16 protein-coding genes are annotated in these 18,856 nt (G+C 46.4%); 7 read left to right on the forward strand and 9 right to left on the reverse strand.

What is annotated here, in order from left to right; genetic code table 11:
* Positions 1–25 precede the first annotated feature (25 nt).
* Positions 26–1,450 (reverse strand): sensor histidine kinase, encoded by a 1,425-nt coding sequence (locus tag M654_RS21355; RefSeq protein ID WP_026585907.1) that lies wholly within the window; start codon positions 1,448–1,450, stop codon positions 26–28.
* A complete protein-coding gene (locus M654_RS21360; RefSeq protein ID WP_026585906.1) occupies positions 1,440–2,126 on the reverse strand; it encodes a response regulator transcription factor in 687 nt (228 codons plus the stop codon). Before M654_RS21360 ends, M654_RS21355 begins: the two co-directional genes overlap by 11 nt.
* A 212-nt stretch (positions 2,127–2,338) precedes the next feature.
* Here M654_RS21360 and M654_RS21365 point away from each other — a divergent pair, with 212 nt between their 5' ends.
* Both M654_RS21365 and M654_RS21370 read left to right on the forward strand, forming a co-directional pair.
* Positions 2,339–3,787 carry an ABC transporter permease gene (locus tag M654_RS21365; protein WP_026585905.1) on the forward strand — a complete coding sequence of 483 codons (1,449 nt, stop codon included), beginning with the start codon at positions 2,339–2,341 and terminating at the stop codon, positions 3,785–3,787.
* A gap of 15 nt (positions 3,788–3,802) precedes the next feature.
* On the forward strand, positions 3,803–4,486 hold the full coding sequence (locus M654_RS21370; protein WP_026585904.1) for an ABC transporter ATP-binding protein: 684 nt from the start codon (positions 3,803–3,805) through the stop codon (positions 4,484–4,486).
* On the opposite strand, the gene M654_RS21375 is transcribed toward M654_RS21370, so the two are convergent.
* The 5 genes from M654_RS21375 to M654_RS21395 all read right to left on the reverse strand — a co-directional run bounded on the left by M654_RS21375 (position 4,461) and on the right by M654_RS21395 (position 10,512).
* Positions 4,461–4,685 (reverse strand): hypothetical protein, encoded by a 225-nt coding sequence (locus M654_RS21375; RefSeq protein ID WP_026585903.1) that lies wholly within the window; start codon positions 4,683–4,685, stop codon positions 4,461–4,463. The two genes, M654_RS21370 and M654_RS21375, sit on opposite strands and share 26 nt — an antisense overlap.
* 1,060 nt (positions 4,686–5,745) lie before the next feature.
* Positions 5,746–6,474, reverse strand: coding sequence for a MerR family transcriptional regulator (locus M654_RS21380; protein WP_026585901.1), 729 nt, complete (start codon positions 6,472–6,474; stop codon positions 5,746–5,748).
* Positions 6,475–6,535: 61 nt separating this feature from the next.
* Complete coding sequence (locus M654_RS21385; RefSeq protein ID WP_026585900.1) at positions 6,536–7,636, reverse strand: GerAB/ArcD/ProY family transporter; 1,101 nt, start codon at positions 7,634–7,636, stop codon at positions 6,536–6,538.
* Positions 7,637–7,658: 22 nt separating this feature from the next.
* Positions 7,659–8,885 (reverse strand): Ger(x)C family spore germination protein, encoded by a 1,227-nt coding sequence (locus M654_RS21390; protein ID WP_026585899.1) that lies wholly within the window; start codon positions 8,883–8,885, stop codon positions 7,659–7,661.
* Complete coding sequence (locus M654_RS21395; protein ID WP_026585898.1) at positions 8,875–10,512, reverse strand: spore germination protein; 1,638 nt, start codon at positions 10,510–10,512, stop codon at positions 8,875–8,877. The genes M654_RS21390 and M654_RS21395 overlap by 11 nt, the downstream gene beginning before the upstream one ends.
* A gap of 82 nt (positions 10,513–10,594) precedes the next feature.
* On the opposite strand from M654_RS21395, the gene M654_RS21400 reads away from it, so the two are divergent.
* On the forward strand, positions 10,595–10,864 hold the full coding sequence (locus M654_RS21400) for a YczF family membrane protein (RefSeq protein WP_236251165.1): 270 nt from the start codon (positions 10,595–10,597) through the stop codon (positions 10,862–10,864).
* Positions 10,865–10,892: 28 nt separating this feature from the next.
* Here M654_RS21400 and M654_RS21405 read toward each other — a convergent pair whose 3' ends face one another.
* Positions 10,893–12,629, reverse strand: coding sequence for a right-handed parallel beta-helix repeat-containing protein (locus M654_RS21405; RefSeq protein WP_026585896.1), 1,737 nt, complete (start codon positions 12,627–12,629; stop codon positions 10,893–10,895).
* Positions 12,630–12,916: 287 nt separating this feature from the next.
* On the opposite strand from M654_RS21405, the gene M654_RS21410 reads away from it, so the two are divergent.
* The 4 genes from M654_RS21410 (at position 12,917) to M654_RS23685 (ending at position 16,595) form a co-directional block, all read left to right on the forward strand.
* The gene (locus tag M654_RS21410) at positions 12,917–14,407 is read left to right on the forward strand and encodes a peptide MFS transporter (protein WP_026585895.1); all 1,491 of its coding nucleotides are present in this window, start codon (positions 12,917–12,919) and stop codon (positions 14,405–14,407) included.
* Positions 14,408–14,519: 112 nt separating this feature from the next.
* Positions 14,520–14,993, forward strand: a complete 474-nt coding sequence (locus M654_RS21415) for a GyrI-like domain-containing protein (RefSeq protein ID WP_026585894.1) — start codon at positions 14,520–14,522, stop codon at positions 14,991–14,993.
* 201 nt (positions 14,994–15,194) lie between these two features.
* Positions 15,195–16,340, forward strand: a complete 1,146-nt coding sequence (locus M654_RS21420) for a phytase (RefSeq protein ID WP_026585893.1) — start codon at positions 15,195–15,197, stop codon at positions 16,338–16,340.
* A gap of 87 nt (positions 16,341–16,427) precedes the next feature.
* Positions 16,428–16,595: a hypothetical protein gene (locus tag M654_RS23685; protein WP_179115664.1), complete on the forward strand. Its 168-nt coding sequence runs from the start codon at positions 16,428–16,430 to the stop codon at positions 16,593–16,595.
* Between the two features lie 17 nt (positions 16,596–16,612).
* On the opposite strand, the gene M654_RS21425 is transcribed toward M654_RS23685, so the two are convergent.
* Entirely contained in the window at positions 16,613–18,685 is a 2,073-nt protein-coding gene (locus M654_RS21425) for a beta-galactosidase (protein WP_026585892.1), read from the reverse strand.
* Positions 18,686–18,856 lie beyond the last annotated feature (171 nt).

Below are 18,856 nucleotides of genomic sequence, written 5' to 3' on the forward strand. Positions count from 1 at the left end.
AGCAGCCTGACGTTGTCAAAGCTGCTTAACCATCATCCCTCGATGTCAAAGGGAGACGGATCACAAATTTCGTTCCTTTGTTGTTCTCGCTCTCAATTTCGACGGTCCCGTTGTGAAGCGCGACAAGCTGTCTGACGATGGACAGCCCCAGTCCATACTCTCCGTAAGGGGTGTTCGTCCGCGATAAATCGGCTTTATAAAAACGATCCCAAATGTTCTCAATATCGTTCTGATCGATGCCGATTCCGTTATCCTCCACTTCAATGACGGTTTCTTTGTAGTCTTCCCTTCCCCTCAGCCAAACGGTTCCGTTTGAGGTGAATTGAATGCTGTTTTTCGTCAGGTTGACAAGGATTTGAATGAGCCTGTCATAATCGGCATTCACCATCACATGATCCTCCACATCAAGGATCAGCTGATTATGTTTTTCTTCCGCCTGGATCGCCAGCTGTTCTTTAATGATTTCAAACACTTCGATCAGCGGATAATGCAGTTTTTCCAATGTTATTTGGTTGGAGCGGATTTTCTCATAATCCAGATTTTCGTTGACGAGGCGAATCAGCCTTTTCGTCTCCTCCGTAATCAGCTTCAAACATTTTTCCTGCTGATCTTCCGGTATGGTCTGGCTGTTCATCCCTTCCACCAAACCGCTGATCGTCGTCAAAGGTGTCTTTAATTCATGGGACACATCTGTGATAAACTGCCTTCTCCGTTTTTCCAGCCGGTCGATTTCTTCGCTTGAGCTTTTGAGCTTCCGAGCCATCGTATTAAAGTCGGTGCCCAGACTGCCGATTTCATCCAAATTGCGATTTTCGATATGAATGTTATAATCCCCTGCGGCGACTTTTTTCGTCGCATCGCGAAGCTTTTGTATGCGGCTGACATGGAACTTGGACGTCAGCCAGCTCAAAAGAAAGGCAATTAAGATCACACCGGCTGCCGTATAAAGCATAAAGCGGTTCATTTCGCCGATCATTTCCTCCGTCCCGCTGATCGGTGCCGTCAGAAGAATGCCCCCCTGAAATTCGTTGTTGACGATGTTGGGCAGCGCCACGACCGATACTTCCTCATTAAAACGGTTCATATCGGTTTTGACGACAACGGCCTTCCCGTCTTGAAGCTCTTTCCACTCTTCATCGCTCAGCAGCAATTTTCGCGGCCGCAAGTCTTGAGGAGTCATCAGAACTTCTTTTTTTTCATTAAAAAGGAAGAAACTGATCTTCCTGCTTCTTAAAATTTCTTCAAAAGGTTTCATAATGGCCGGCGCCCCTTTCGGCCGCATCTCCATTTCGCCCATGATCCGGTAGCCGTAGGACGTCAGTTCGTCAACCTTGCTTTCGTATGCAAAGTTTTTGACAAAGTGTGAAAATACCGCTCCTGTGATGAGAAACGCCAATATTAAAATACTGATATGGCTGGCCAGCAGCTGATAGAGATATTTAATCTTCATCGAACTTGTACCCCACTCCCCATACGGTATACAGAAATGGGCGTGAATCGCTGCCAAGCTTTTTCCTCAACCTTTTAATATGAACGTCAACCGTCCGCTCATCTCCGTAGAACTGGTAGCCCCACACCTGCTCAAGCAGCTGCTCTCTTGAAAACACCTGTTTCGGACTCTGCACCAGATAATACAATAAGTCAAACTCTTTCGGGGTCAAGTTTTTAATTTGCTCTTCGTTTAAAAATACCTCTCTCGTCTTTTTATTGATTCTAAAATGCTCGGTTTCAAGGATATCATCATCAGCGGGAGCCTGCTGCCCGGTGTTTTGATATCTGCGGCTCACCGCTTTGATTCTCGCCACAAGCGCCAAAGGGCTGAACGGCTTTGTCACATAATCGTCAGCACCGAGTTCAAAACCGAGCACCTGATCGGACTCCGTATCCTTAGCCGTCAGCATGATGATCGGTACGGTGCTTTCTTCCCTGACCTTTTTGCAAATCGTAACCCCATCCATTGACGGCAGCATGATATCAATGATCAATAAATCCCAATTGCCCGATTTAAAGCGGTTATATCCTTCAAGTCCGTCATGGACAAATTCCGTCTCAAAGCCTTCTTTCGCAAAAAACATTTCCGTCATCGTGCATACGCTCAAATTATCTTCTATCATTAATATTTTCATTGTCAACGGCCTCCGCTAGTCAAACATTAGATTCATTTTACACATCGTTCTCTGAATTCTCAATTCTCTCCTGAACATTTAAAGGACTGGCAACAGTTTGGTCATAATTTTTTCATAAGTTGCGTCTAATATGAAATCAGGCAGTAAGGAAAAAGTCCTGCTGCCCCGAATGGACAATCACCACAATCATATAAATGGGGGAATAAAATGCTATGAATTTTTTCAAGCGCGCCTTTTGGAGCATGAAATCGAAGAAAGGGAAAACCCTTTTGCAACTGTTTGTCTTTACGATGATTTGCGTTTTGGTGCTGACGGGACTTTCGATCCAGTCAGCCGCTACAAAGTCGAGTGAATTGGCGAGAGAACAGCTGGGAGGCAGTGTCACTTACCAAGTGGACAGAGAAAAAATGATGAAGGAACAGCAGGAATCAGGAACCCGTAAAAGGTTTGCATCCACACCTGTTTCCGTCAAATCAGCTGAAACACTGGCAAAGCTTGACCATGTCAAAAGCTATAATTTTATCTCCTCAACATCTGCTTTAGCGGACAATTTCGATCCGATTGAAAGCGGTGATGAGGATTCCGATTCATCTAATACTGACAGCCAGCAGTCTGCCGGACCTGGCGGCAATGAACAAGGCGGACGTCAGATGATGCAGGCGGACGTATCGATCGAAGGTGTCACAAGCACGGCACTGGTTGACGAATTCTCCGACGGCACTTCAAAAATCACGAAGGGACGCGCTTTGACAGAAGATGATGTGAAGCAAAAGGTCGCCGTGATTGAAGAAACGCTCGCAGATGAAAATGATTTGGAAGTCGGTGACACGATCAAAGTCAAAGCAAGCACAGATGAAGACACAACAATCACATTGAAGGTTGTAGGTATTTACAAAACGACGTCTTCAGGAGATAACCAGGCGCAAAACTTCGCCTTTTTAAACCCGTACAACAAAATCTATACACCGTCTACAGTTGCGTCAACCTTAAAAGGAGACGATTATAAAAACACGATTGACGAAGCCGTATACAACATGGACGATGCTTCCAACATCGACGCGTTCATCGCGGCGGCCAAGAAAACCGGCATCGATTTAGATACATTCACATTGGATGCAAATGATCAATTGTACCAGCAGATGGTCGGTCCGATCGAAAATGTGGCCTCCTTCTCCAAAAATGTCGTCTATCTCGTCACGATTGCCGGAGCGGTGATCCTCGGGCTGATCGTGATGATGTCGATCAGGGAAAGAAAATACGAAATGGGCGTCTTGATGGCGATCGGTGAGAAGCGCTGGAAACTGATCGGGCAATTTTTGACCGAAATTTTGATGATCGCAGTCCTGGCCATCGGCATTTCCGCATTAACCGGCAATTTTATTGCAGGTCAAATCGGCAATCAGCTCCTGTCCCAGCAGCTTGAGCAATCAGACAGCCAGTCCGCGGGCGAAATGGCAGGCGGCGGTATGCCTGACGGCGGATTCTTTGGACAAAGCTCCGCACAAGTCGAAGCGATTGACCAGCTGAATATTCACGTATCACTCAGCGATATGATGGCGCTGGGCGGCATCGGCCTGTTAATCGCTGTACTTGCAACATTGCTGCCGTCGATCTCTGTTTTACGACTCCATCCGAAAACGATTTTAACAAAACAAGAATAGAAAGAAGGGAAAAACATGAGCAATATTTTAGAATTTAAAGATGTTTGCTACTGGTACAAAGATCAAGAACAATCTCTGTTCGAAGACGTCAATATCGAATTTAAGCAAGGCCGGTTTTACACGATTGTCGGAACTTCCGGTTCCGGCAAAACCACCTTTTTATCTCTTGCCGGAGGGCTTGATGTTCCAAAAGAAGGCGAGATTCTTTATAAAGGAAAAACGATTTCCAAGATCGGATTAACCAATTTTCGCAATCAATATGTATCAATCGTTTTTCAGTCCTATAATCTTTTGCCATACATGACGGCCCTGCAAAATATTACGTCAGCCATGGAGATTACGCGCTCAAAAATCAAAAACACGGAGCAGTACGCTTTGGAGATGCTGGAGAAAGTCGGCATCAGCGAAGAGAAAGCGCGGCAAAAGGTGCTGACGCTGAGCGGCGGACAGCAGCAACGGGTTTCCATCGTCCGTGCATTCTGCTGTGACGCCGATCTGATCGTCGCCGATGAACCGACGGGCAACCTGGATGAAGATACATCGAAAGACATCGTCCGCCTCTTTCAAAACCTGGCCCATCAAGAAAACAAATGCGTCATCATGGTGACCCATGACGAACAAATCGCAAAAGTATCTGACGTCAACATCAGGCTTTCAAGAGGCAGCTTTACGATCAAGCATAGACAAACGGCCGGCTAAAAGCTTCGCAGGCTTTGACCGCACATACCCGTTTTACACACCTCGTTGAAACGGCGGCGTCCTCATGCCTTGAGAACGCCGCTTCTTGGATCTTGATGACGACGATTAATGAAAACGGCCCGGAAATAGCATTCAAAAAAACAACTGCCGCCTTTCCGCTTCTTAAGCGAGGACCTGAAAAACGGCCAACATTTTTCATTTTGGTTTTATCTTAATTGGGCCTGGCAGCTGTTTTGTTCGGGTTTTTAAATTCAGGAGTGATCTTACATGAAAACACCAGCACGGCATTGCGCAAAAAGGATTTCACGACGAGGCTGGAAAGCAGCAAGAAGAGAAAAAGCCTGGAAAGTTTAAACACTTCTAAAAAGGAAATCGCGGTAAAATGCATAGAATGCGATGAAATCTTAATAAATGAACCTTAACTGATAGGCCCCCACCTTAAAAAAGGATGGCGGTCTTTATTTTAAAATGTCACACTCTGCTCATATATCTTAATGAGACTCGATAGAAGTAAAAAATTTTTACACTTAATTTCAAAAAACTTTGTTTTGAAAAAAAGGAGGTGAGATCACGAAATTTATTTTGAGAGGAAGGGACTGCATTTCAATTAATTCCGTTGTTCGGGACATTGATTGTAATGATACTGACACTAACACACAGCTACCAAAAGGAGGATTCAGGGACACTACATGAAAAAAGAGGAGGGTCTTTTATTTATTTGCAGCTTCCTTTAAAGTTAAATATAGAAATAGATCGGCTTCTTGCAGGGGTGTTCGGCTCACCTCCAGTTTAGCAAGAGGGAGGTGAGAACATGGATGTGGAAAGCGCAATTCAGTTAATGATGAATCTTGATTGTAGGGATTCTGTCGCTTGCCCATCGTTTCTCGAAAAAAAAAGTAAGAACGCCCCAGACTCCGACATCTAGGCGTTCCTACCCTTGATTGGACAAAAGCCGACTCCCTTACAGGAGCTATTCTATTGCCGATCGGAGATGTAGCGAGCATCTTCGATCTTTTTGTATTTACAATATACTCTTCAGAATAAATTATATTCATGTCTGCTCGATCTGTGTTTGAGAATAGAAGTGTATACTGATTGTATATTGATTATACATTATGATTTAGTTTCATTGTAGCAACAAGAATAGTGGGTATCTACCCTGAGAGGGAATGAAATATGCCCCTCAGCAGGAATTTAAGAATCTGTTTGCAACATCAAGATCAGATGAGAACCCCGCCTCATACGGGACACCGCTTTTTTTAGACGGCAAACGCTTCTGCCGCCGCCATCATATAATAGGACAGTCCTGTCTGCTGGCTTTCAAGCACACCGCGGTGAAAATCGTCTTCTATAAAGAAACGGGTCTGCGCCTGAAAGTCTTGCGCCGTGATACCTAAAAAACCGATGTGCTGTTTAATCGAAGCCTGCACTTGTTCATGGTCGTGTTTTAAACCGTTCTTTAGCGCCTCAGCCATCCCGCTCATGAAACGGCTGGCTTCCTCGGCTTTTTCGTTCATCTCTTCCGCTTTGATCGGCTCACCTTTCAGAATATCCACATCATACATCTCTTGCAAATACTGCCTCTGCTCATCGAGCGCTTCCTCCCATTCTTCACTGCTGGAAAAACCTTTAAACATCGCTTCCTGATCCATCATTTCTCCTTTCCCGGCGTGCCTGATCGATTGCTCAAGCGTCTCCAAAAGCTGTTCCATCCTCTTCATTTTGGAGAGGAAAAGCTTTTTTTGCTCCCGTAAAAGTGTCAATCGATCAGCTTCACCGTCTAAGATTTGTTGAATTTTTTTGAGGGGAAATTCCAGCTCGCGATAAAACAGGATCTGCTGCAGCCGTTCGAGCTCTTTGATTCCATACAGGCGGTAGCCGGCTTCCGTTACCTTAGTCGGACACAAAAGACCTATTTTATGATAATGATACAGCGTTTTGATCGTGATATTGGCCAATCTTGCAACCTCTTTTACCGTATAAAGCATGTAAACTTCACCTCGGTATGTAATCTTAAGGGGTGACCTAAGGTTGAGGTCAACATCAACTTTACACTTTTTTTCGCTTTCTTGTTTTAAAATACACAAAAAGGCACATGAAAGCCGGAAATATCACTTGCATCGGCAAGTGTATGTATAATGGCACAAATTGAATTCCTTCTTTGACATGCTCAGAAATGTTGCTGGCTATGGAGACCGACAAAATTAATATCACAATCCCGACGGCGTGAACGACTTTTGACGAATGCTTCACTTTGAATAAGATGGAGATTCCTTCAGTGACGGCATACATGAAAACGCTCATTTTAAAGAAGCCGCCAATGACGAGAACAAGCATAAAAATGACATCAAGCCGATCCAAAAACTCAGCCACTTGAATCGTTTGGATCGTGCTGAGCAGCGGAAAGCGGGAGCGCATATTCAGATCGACGCCGAGCACGCTGATGTTCATGGCCACATTGAGGGACAAAACAGCTCCGCTGATCGCGATCGCCCACAAACCGGCTTTTTTGACTTTTTTCGGCTCGCTGATGTACGGCATGATGAGCGTAAAAACGATGATCTCTCCAAACGGAAAATACAAGGTTTCCGTCAGCGCGGCATTCAACATTGGTTTGATACCGTCTCCAAGGATGGGCAGCAGCTGGCGCGGATCGATCAAACCGGAAAAAACGATCAGAAGAAAGCCTGCGACCGCGATCACAAACATGATGCCAAACAGCAGTTCACCGGCTCTCGCTAATACTTCGATCCCCTTTCTGACGGTATAAATGCAAACCGCAATCAAGAGTCCGTTTGCAAAAACGATCGGCGTGTTCGGATAGGCTGAAGTAAGCAGCATTTCGCCAAAATCGCGCAACACGCGCGCTGCAATGTAGCTGTAGTAAATAATGTAAAGAAATGAAATGGTCCAGCCGATCGGCTTTCCAAACATCTGCATCACTGTATCATAAGGAGTCATATCCGGATTGACCTGATAAAAATAATGATGCATTAAAAACAGAGCAAGGCCGCCGACTGTTCCAAACAGAATCGCCAGCCATGCGTCCTGCTCTGCAGACTGGCCGGGGAATATCAGCAGGGAACTGCTGAGTTCAAACAGAATAATCAGCACAAACAGCTGGCTCGCACTGATTTTTGCTTTTTCCATCTAAAATCCCCTCCTTTTTTCGTCATGAACGGCCTTCCCTATGATTCAATATGTTCGGGTCGCTTCTTAATCCCGTTCTGCGCACATAAGCATTTACCGTAATATCGACATCCAAATCAGGAAAATAGCGGTTGCTCCACTCGGGCTCGATTTTATTCCAAAGCGCCGGATATGATCGATAGACGACATCACCGAATTGAAGAACATCAGTTTTATGCTGTTTGACGATATCGATCGTGTGCTGCAGTTCCTTTTTTATTTTTTTGGCTGTCCGCTTCTCAATTCGATCAAGGACATTCGGATCTTCCAGGCTGATGGGAACGCCGACTTCGCCAATATCCCCCTCCACTTCTACATGAACGGAAATGGCCGGCCGGTTGTTTTTCAGCCTTGCCGAGACATTGGTCTTCTGGCGAATGACATCGTAAGTGACAGACTGCTCTTCATTGTCTAATGAAAGCGTAATATAGGTCCGTTTTATTTTGTTCCGAATCCACAGAACGCCTCTTGCGGTTTTACCATTAAGGTAATCAACGAGCTTTCCCTCTTTGATCACCGCTAAGCCGTCGGCTTCAACCGTTGCTGACGGGGCGGTGGACTGAACATTTTCCATCTTTTCGGCTTTCTGTGTGCTGCCCACCAGTTTGAATGACGGAATGACCGGATGCCTCGCTTGAGAGGTTAAACATTTGATCACATCTTGAACGCTTGTCTTCATATGCTCTCCAAGATCCTGTTCCGTGAATTGCAATGTTTTGTTCACTTTGTTTGAGGGAATTTTATCGATCGGTGTCAGCGCCTTGATTAAATCTCTCGCTTTTTTTCCGTGTGAAATGATAATCGTCGCTGTTGCGCGAAAATCGGTGTCACGGTCAAGAACGTCAAGTATTTTAATGATCCCTTCATCTTTAGCGAGTGCTTCATCGACGACAACAAGGTTTGTATGGGAATAATAGAGCTCCCTGGAAATTTTCGTCGAAGCATGGCGGCTCATTTCCGTCAGGTTGTTCCCGGCGACCGAATAGTTTGATACGGGCGGCCTGTCTCCCCCTTGTCCACCCTGCAGTCCGCCGGCGGCGCTATTGGGATTGACGATCTGAAAGCTCATCACATATTTCGATTTTTCACCCTTGTCAATACCGATAGCTGAAACGAGCGACAAGTCGGTCAATTCCCGTTTATCCCAGCAGCCCGTCAAAAAAAGGGAAACGGCAGCAAGCATGAACAAGATGGCCAGCCTACGTTTCATTTTGGTCACCTTCTTTTTGCTTTATCTTCATTTCGCTTGAATCCGGTGCATTGGGCTTCTGATCTTTTCCTTGGCGGAGCTTATTATCATTGCCGATCAAATCAGGCCTTTCCTCATGCGTCCACCAAGGGGCGCGGACAATAGAATCTCCCCAATTTTTGGAGACAAACGGCGCAAAAGGCGTCATATATGGAACACCGAAGGAGCGAATGCTGCATAAATGGACAAACATGACGATCAGCCCTAAAATAATCCCGAAAAAGCCTGTCGTCGACGCGGCCAATATGAAGAAAAAACGAATCAGCCTGGCGGAGATGGCCATCGCAAAGGATGGTGTCGCAAAACTTGATATTGCGGTGATGGCGACGATGATAACCATCGCCGGAGACACGATCCCCGCTTGAACCGACGCCTGGCCAATGACGATGGCGCCCACAATCGAGACCGCAGAGCCGATCGCTTTCGGAAGGCGGATGCCCGCTTCACGCAAAATTTCAAATGATACTTCCATGATCAAAGCTTCCACCACAGCCGGAAAAGGAACATTTTCACGCTGTGCGGCAATGACGACGAGAAGCTGTGTCGGAATCATTTCCTGGTGAAACGTCGTCGCACCGACATATACGGCGGGAGCGATCAATGATATAAAAAAGATGAGAACGCGCAAAAAACGGATAAATGTCGCGATATCAAATCGGGAGTAATAGTCTTCAACAGATTGAAAAAATTGAATAAAAACAGCCGGAACAAGCAGGACAAACGGTGTTCCGTCAACAAGAATCGCGATTCTTCCTTCAAGCAGGTTTCCCGCCACCATATCCGGTCTTTCAGTGTGATAAACCGTCGGAAAAGTCGTGAAGGAGACATCCTCTATAAACTGTTCGATATAGCCTGATTCGAGAATGCTGTCCATCTCGATTCCCGCGAGTCTCTTTTTCACTTCTTTGACCGTTTTTTTATTGCAGATTCCATTGATGTACATGATTGCGACATCCGTTTTGGTGACGCTGCCCATGTTCACTTTTTCGACCCAAAGATTGGGGTTTTTGATGATTTTCCGAACCATTGCGATATTCGTATCAAGCGATTCAATAAAACCTTCGCGCGGCCCGCGAAACGCCTGCTGGTTTTCCGGTTCTTTGATGGAGCGCTTTTCCCCGCCTTTTGTGCTGGTGACGACCGCGCTCTGCGTCCCTTCAGCAAAAATGACCGTGCTTCCGGCCATCAGCGAATTCAGAATGTGATCGAGCTGTTTCTCCCGCTTCACCCCGCCAAGTGCGACGGCGTCCCCGGCAATCACCTCAAGAACCTCAAAGCCGCTCTCCTTCTCCTTCAGCTCCGCGGCATTCAGGATCGATTCAAGCAAAAAATCGTGTATCGCTTTCTCATCGGTAATGCCGCCGATATACACCACGGCTACTTCTATTTCTCCATCGACGCCTGTTTTCACCTTGCGGGTGACGACATCCGCGCTGTTTCCGGTGATTTCTTTGATAACATCGAGATTTTCGGCAAGTGAAAACCGAACCAAGCCATGGACATGGCTGCTTTCCGGCGTTTTATCATCGCTCATCAGAGATTCTCGTTTTTTTTCTGTTTTGGGACGACCTTTAAAAAAGAATGGCATGGCTGTCAGAATCCCCTTTTTTGTTTTTCATATGTTTCCTTGACAAAAGTACATTTATACTATTCCCTGCGAATAACGCTTTATGAAAACAGAAAACATAACGGAGAACGGAGCGTGGTCGAAAGTGAAACTCATCGGTATAACGATTTTGCTGTTCTTCTGTCTGATGACTTTTTCCGTCTTGCTTGACATATGGCAGGGAATGAATCTGCCTGAAGCCCTGCACAATAATCTGACGTTTGCCATATTGGAAGTGGGCGAATGGGTCGTCATCCTCTTTTATATATTGGTTGTTTTAGCGGAGGCGATCGATAATGCGATGAGCAAGAGAAAAAAACAACCTAAAAAATAAGCTCCCCGACAACAGGGAGCTTATGTTGTCATACCTCGATATTGCCGCTGACCGTATCGGTCGGATGGGAATGGATCATCCCATTGATGATCGTGTTCCCAGCGATCAGCGAATTTCTTGAAGTATCGGTTTGGATGGCTGTGATCCTGCCGGCCGTTTGACTCTGGATGGTGTTATCTATGATAGAGGAGCCTTGCGACTGGCTGAGATAGAGGACCATCGCCGGTCCCGACGGTCTGGCGAGCGTAATCGAGTTGCCTGTTATTTCATGGGAGCCTGCGGAAAGGAACACCGTCACGATGAGCGGTGAATCTTCAATGATATTGCTGATGATTTTCGTTTTCTGATTTGTCGTACAGTAGATCGGGAAGTTTTTAAAACGGGAGATGGTGTTATGCCGAATGGTGACAGAGGCCGTGTTTGTAACGGAAATGGCATATGATTCGGGGGCGATTTGAAACCCCGCCGGGGAAATAGAATTATTTTCGATGACCGCGTTTCCCTGTGACACCCAGATGCCTCTGGAAAACTGCCTGATGACGTTGTCTTTGATCTCGACATCAGTGCCTGTGCTTCTCACCGCCAGCATGACATGATGGATCTTATTGTTGGAAAAGATGATATTGTCTGACTGTGTGATGCCAAAAGCAGTGCCGTTCTTTGTTTCCCCGATGCCGTTTTCAATATCATTACCTTCAATAAAAGTATCCGAGGCTTGATAAGCAAGGATTCCGGTGTTTTCAAAGCCTTGAATCTTGTTTCCTGTGACGAGAATGCTTTTTCCGCGAAGGTCCATACCTGTCGAGAACCCGGAAATCAAGTTACCTGTGATCACCGCGTCACTTCTTTCTTCCAAAACCCCGGTCCCCAAACCGGCAATTCCTGTTGTCTGCTCTCTGTTTTCAGCATTTTTCTTGATCACATTGTTTGCGATCGTCGTCCGGGTCCCATAGCCATAAGATATCGTTCCGTCGGCAAAGTTGCCTTCGATTAAAACGGATGTTCCATTGTAATTGGAGACCGCGCTTTTGACATTGCCTTTAAAAGAATTGTTTCGTATCGTCACATTGACGGGTTCTTCATACACGATGTCTCCTTCACTGTACCCTTCGATATCGATGCCAAAGCGCGGAGCTGTCCCATTGCCTGTTCCGGCATCCTCGATCCTGCATCTCTCGACAAGGACAAAATCACAGCCTGTGATCGAGATGTTATTTCTTCGCGAACGCCTGATGTCACAATCGATGACCTTGATATGCTCGGAAGGTTGATAGTTCTGGCCGCCGGAGCTGATAATCAAGCCGTCGCCTGTGAAATCGGCGATTCTTACATGTTCGACCAGCACATTTTTAGACCCTTCGATACAAATGCCAAAGCCCCATTCATGGGTCGGCCTCGGTGACGGGGTATACGTGTGTTCATCTCTGTCCCCTATGATGTTGCCCCCGGAAATTTTAATATTGGATCTTCCGCCTATATAAAAAGCAGAGTACCCCCATGAACGGTTAGGTTTGACTTTGATAACGGCTTCAGCATCCATTAGAATCGTGATATCGCTTGGAACATTGATTCCTGCATTCCGAAACGGAAACGCCTGATCCCCATTGAGCGTCCCGTCGATCAAATACGTGCCATTTGGGATCCAGACAGTGCTGTAGCCCATAGACTTTGTCCACCTTAAGCATTCATTGATTTCCTCTGTACAATCCGTTTGACCGTCGCCGACCGCTCCAAATTTGGTCACATCGACAACAGTCATCCACATCTCTTCGGGTTGCTGCTGCAGCACGCTGCTTTTACCTCCTTCCTGAAAACCTTTTCTTAACATGTATATGCAAATTGAGCAAATTTGCTTGTACAAAAATAGATAAAATTTTATTAAAAAATCTTTTAATATAGACTTTCTTGGAAAACTTTTTTAAGACTTGGTATAAAGCGCTTCTAAAGCATGTCTCGCCATCTACTGAATGACAAATCATTCGAAGGTGTATTGACACGAACATTATATAAGAATATGATTTTTATAAGCTCAGAAAAGAAGGAGTATTGCGAATGTCAAATCATCAAAAAGAAATTTTTCAAAACATTCCGCAAAAGGGGTTTTTTGGACATCCCCGCGGTCTCTTCACTCTATTTTTCACCGAATTTTGGGAGCGCTTCTCATACTACGGAATGAGAGCCATCCTTATCTATTACTTGTATACCGAAGTGACGAAAGGCGGTCTCGGCTTTAGTGAGACGACAGCCAACTCAATCATGGCCGTATACGGCTCCCTCGTCTATATGTCGGGAATTATCGGCGGCTGGATAGCGGACAGGCTCCTTGGAACGGCAAACACCGTATTTTATGGCGGTGTATTGATCATGTTTGGTCACATTCTTTTGTCTTTCCCGGGAAGTGTTACAGCTTTCTTCATCAGCATGTTCCTGATCATTATCGGAACGGGCCTTTTGAAGCCAAACGTTTCAAGCGTTGTCGGCGACCTGTACAGCCCTGAGGATACACGTCGCGATTCCGGTTTCAGTATTTTCTACATGGGCATCAACCTTGGCGGATTCCTCGCACCGATCATTGTCGGAACCGTCGGCCAAACCTATAACTACCACCTTGGATTCAGCCTTGCTGCCATCGGAATGTTTCTCGGACTCGTCACTTACATCGCGACGAGAAAGAAAAGCCTCGGACCTGCGGGACGAACAGTACCGAATCCGCTGACACCTGCCGAAAGGAAAAAAGTGTTCGGGGGCATCGGAATAGGCGCACTGATTATCGCTGTGGTCTTTGGCTATTTAATCATGACCGGCGTTATGACAATCAAATTATTTACTATGATCGTCAGCGTTTTGGGTATTTTGATACCGCTCATTTATTTCATTGTGATGTATAAGAGCTCCAAAACGACAATTGATGAACGTTCACGTCTAGTCGCCTATATTCCGCTCTTTATCGCGTCCATGATGTTCTGGGCGATTCAGGAACAGGGTTCAAATATTTTGGCTACTTACGCGGATAAACGCACTCATTTAGAATTTTTAGGGATTCAATTGCATTCATCCTGGTTCCAGTCGTTGAATCCATTGTTCATCGTCGCACTGGCGCCTGTTTTCGCCTGGATCTGGATGCGGCTTGGAAAACGGCAGCCGGCAACACCGACGAAATTCGCTCTCGGCCTCGTGTTCGCGGGCTTGTCATTCATCGTCATGATTTTCCCTGCCTACATCAACGGCACTGAAACACTGGCAAATCCTATGTGGCTTGTGCTCAGCTTTCTGATTGTCGTGCTTGGAGAATTGTGTCTCTCGCCAGTCGGTCTGTCAGCAACGACAAAGCTTGCACCGGCGGCTTTCTCGGCGCAGACGATGAGCTTATGGTTCCTGTCAAACGCCTCCGCACAGGCCATCAACGCTCAGGTCGTCAGATTTTACAGCGAAGATACGGAAATCGCCTACTTCGGCATCATAGGCGGCATAGCGATTCTATTAGGCGTCCTTCTCTTTATGCTTTCACCGAAAATTCAGCAGTTTATGAAGGGTGTAAAATAAACAATCTAGCAGCCTGTCATTGCGGCAGGCTGCTTTTTATTGTCTATTTGAAGGATTCGCTTTTTGTTTAGAGAATAATTGAATGATATTTTAAAGAATGGGAGGATCTGGCTTGGACATCAAAAAAATAGAAAAATGCGGATTTACCGGTGTCGGCTTTACACAAACCGTTACATTTAAAGAAGCCCGCGCGAAAAAGCTGCACGGCATCATCCGGCGCTTGAGGAACCGTTACGGAGAAATAAGCGGCATTCGGGAGGACAGGGGGATGTGGGCCATTTCAAACCATCAAGGCGGAGAAGGATTCACTTTCTATATCTTAATGGAAACGGATGGGCGGGCTGACACCCTTCCGGAAGGAATGATCAGCTTTCAAGTCCCTCCTCAGACATACGCACATACTTGGCATCCCCGACACGAGCTTCCAGAAGCAACCTATCAAAAAGCCTATCAATGGGTGAGAGATCAGGGCTATGAAGTAAACACAGAAGCTTTCACACACATGGAATTTTACCCGATGAATCAAGATTTAAATGAACCTGAATTTGATATATACATCCCTGTCACATCCGAGAAGACACACTGAACATGTACGGCCCGGCCTCTTGAAAAAAGGCCGGGCTTTCTGAATCATTTTTTGAAACGCGCCATTGCTGCAAATTTCATAGACGGTTCTGCTTGATCCCATCGATTCGTTTTTTAGCACTTAATGAAAAATTCACAATTTCTCAATCTGCTATTTGTATAAATTTGCTATTATCGAACATATCAAAAAGGAGGTAATAGTATGAATTTTTACAAGACACTTACAGCATCAGCGCTCACAGCAGCTTTATTGACCCCTTCATACCTCAGCCTGCAAAAGGCAGAGGCAGCCTGGCATCATGAGTTTACAGTGACGGCCGATTGCGAGACGGAGCCGGTGGAAACCGCCGATGACGCCGCAGACGATCCCGCCATCTGGGTTGATGCGAAACACCCTGAAAACAGCAAACTCATCACAACGAATAAAAAGTCTGGATTAATTGTTTACGACCTGGATGGAAAACAGATTTCATCCTTTGCGTTTGGAAAATTGAATAATGTCGATCTTCGCTACAATTTTCCGCTCGGGGGCAAAAAAGTGGATATTGTCGGCGCTTCCAACAGGTCGGACGGCAAAAACACGGTTGAAATTTACTCGTTTAACGGAAAGCAAGGCGAGCTGAAATCAATCGTCAATCCGAAAAAACCGATTCAAACATCCATTGATGAAGTCTATGGGTTCAGCTTATACCACAGCCAAAAAACCGGGAAATTTTACGCGATGGTGACGGGGAAAACCGGTGAATTTGAACAGTACGAGCTGATTGACAACGGCAAAGGTCAAGTCGAGGGCAAAAAGGTACGCGCCTTTCAAATGAATTCGCAATCGGAAGGACTTGTGGCCGATGATGAATACGGCACCATGTACATCGCCGAGGAAAATGTAGCTATATGGAAATTCAGCGCCGAACCGAACGGCGGTGAAAACGGGAAAGTGGTCGATCGCGCCGACGGAAACCATTTAACCGCTGATATTGAAGGGCTGACCATTTATTACGGCGCGGACGGAAAAGGCTATTTGATCGCTTCAAGCCAGGGTGATAACCGGTACGCCATCTATGACCGTGCGGGGCATAACAAGTATGTCGGGGCCTTTTCGATTGGCGACGGCAAAAAAATTGACGGGACAAGCGATACAGATGGAATCGATGTCCTCGGCTTCGGCCTCGGCAAAAAATACCCTTATGGCATCTTTATCGCACAGGACGGAGAAAATATCGAAAATGGAGAAGCTGTCAATCAAAACTTCAAAATCGTCTCTTGGGAAAAAATCGCTGCACCATTAGACGCGGTCCCCCACAAAGAAAATCAGGTCGATCCGCGCAACCTGAAAAACCGCGCCAAATAAAGACTAAGTCCCGCGTGTGGGAGGTTCCTGCTTAGAACCCTTCCCCCCATTTCCCCTCACATGTTAACATGAGGGGGAAATGGGGGGATGACTTTGCGTTTACCTTTCTGCGCTGTTCTTTTTATTCTATTGGCCGTGTTATCAAATTTGCTGTTCTTGTATGTCTTTCATCAAGGCGTGCCGGCTTTCGCGCTGGCCATCGTCTTCTTGCTGCTTGCCGCATACTGCACAACGCGGAGCCGGGTGCAGAAATGAGCATGAAGAAGCCGGCGTCAATCCTGCCGGCTTCGTTTTAAAATAGCGGTGCCGTATGAAGGCAGTTTGAGGACTCCTTTCTTTCTCGTTCCTTTCAATACATCTGTAAATGTTTCTTCCGGGAGAGCGACACTTTGCTGCTGTGCCGTGAAATTCAGAAGGAAAATGTAGTCATGCCCGCCGTCTGTGCGCAGCTGGGCTGTCACGCCTTTTGGCAGCTCTGTATCGAGCACTTTGGCAACTTTTGTATCTTCGATCAGCTTTGACAAAAAAGCCTCTTGGAAAGCTGTTTCATTCCGTGAAGCGATATAATAAGCTTTTCCCGCTCCGAACAAGTTGACGGTCAGCGCCGGACGGTCCGCATAAAAATCCTCTGCATAATGAGCGAGCGCTTCAGCTCCTTCCAAATGGATCAAATCGCAAAGCTCAGCGGCTTCATAACACCCGCTAAGACCGAGCCGGTTGTCTTCCGCCATAACCATTTGATTCGTCTGTCCATCGTAAAGCGCATCGATTTCTTCAGACCTGATGCCGAGCGTTTTTCTCAAGCCCCCCGGAAAACCCCCGAGAAACGCGAGATCATGCTCATCTACAATGCCTGACCAATATGTCACGACAATCGTACCGCCGTTTTCCACAAACCGTTCGATTTTTTCAGCCACGCCTTCTTTCAGCATGTAAAGCATCGGCGCGATCACCAGCTTATAGCGGGATAAGTCCGCCTCCATATGAATCACATCGACCGGAACACCCTTCTGCCAAAACGGTTCATAAAATGCTTTAACCGTCCGTTCATAATGAAGACCGATATTGCGCGGCCCTTGTGCATCCTCCAATGCCCAGCGGTTTTCCCAATCGAAAATGATTGCGGTCTCCGGTTCCACTGTCGTTCCTGAGATTTCATCGAGTTTGGCGAGCTTGTCGCCGAGTTTTTTCACATCCTGAAAAACGCGCGTATGCTCAGTTCCTTCATGATCGACGACGGCGCCATGGAGCTTTTCGCTTGATCCGCGGCTTTTCCTCCATTGAAAGTATTGAACGGTGTCCGATCCGTGCGCGACCGCCTGCAATGACGACAACTCATGCATTCCGGGACGCTTCAATTTGCTGACATCCTGCCAGTTCGTCATACTCGGCGTGCTTTCCATCAGCATGAACGGCCGACCGCCCTTTAAAGACCTGTTGATATCATGCACAAAGCCGATATCGGCGCCAAGCTTGGCGTCTTCCTGCCAATTGTTGTGCCACGCCGGATAGGAATCCCATGAGATGACATCGAGCAAGTCGGCGAATTTCCAATAATTCAAGCCTGCATACGTCCCCATAAAATTCGTCGTGACAGGCAGATCAGGGTTAAAGGAGCGGACATGGGCGATTTCATGCCGGCAAAAATCAACCGTCCGGTCTGTCACAAAGCGCTTCCAATCCAGGTTCAGGCCATGTACGGCATCCTCGCCGTGCGGAGCCGGTGATTCAATCTGCCCCCAGTCTGTGTAAGTATGGCTCCAAAACGCCGTCCACCATGCGTGATTCAGCTGATCAAGCGTTTTGTATTTCGCCAAAAGCCATTCTCTGAAACTTTCCTGACATAACTCGCAATGGCACTCTCCTCCGTACTCATTGGAGATGTGCCAGCCGATCACAGCAGGATGATCTGCGTACCGTTCGGAAAGCTTGCCATTGATGATCGCCGTTTTTCGCCGGTAGACAGGAGACGTATAGCAATGATTGTGCCGTTTTCCGTGAAGGTTGCGGACTCTGTTTTTCTCCGTTCTCAGCACTTCCGGATACTTCTTTGACATCCAGGCCGGCCTGGCGCCTGTCGGCGTAGCCAAAAATGCATAAATGCCATTGTCTTTGAAAACATCCAGCACTTGATCCAGCCAGTCAAATGTAAACCGGCCTTCTTCAGGCTCAAGGGAAACCCAGGAAAAAATGCCGACTGACATCACATTGCAGCGGGCCAGCTTCATTAAGCGAATATCCTCTTTTAAAACGTCCGGATATCGGATCCACTGATCGGGATTGTAATCGGCTCCGTGCAATAATCGGGGAACTTTCGGGCTGATCGGGGGAAATGATTGAACCATCTCATGTTTCATCCTTTCTTCCTCGTTTTTAAATGACGCGGAAACAGACAAGGGCGCACGAAGTGAAACACTTTGAAGAGATTGCTATTTTTAGATTATATACTCCCCCTTCATTCGCCTTTCCTGCTTACTGGATGAATTTTCCGGGATGATTGAATTTGTTTTTCTTTA

It is taken from the genome of Bacillus sp. NSP9.1 (genome assembly GCF_000465465.2).
GTDB classification, from domain to species: domain Bacteria; phylum Bacillota; class Bacilli; order Bacillales; family Bacillaceae; genus Bacillus; species Bacillus sonorensis_A.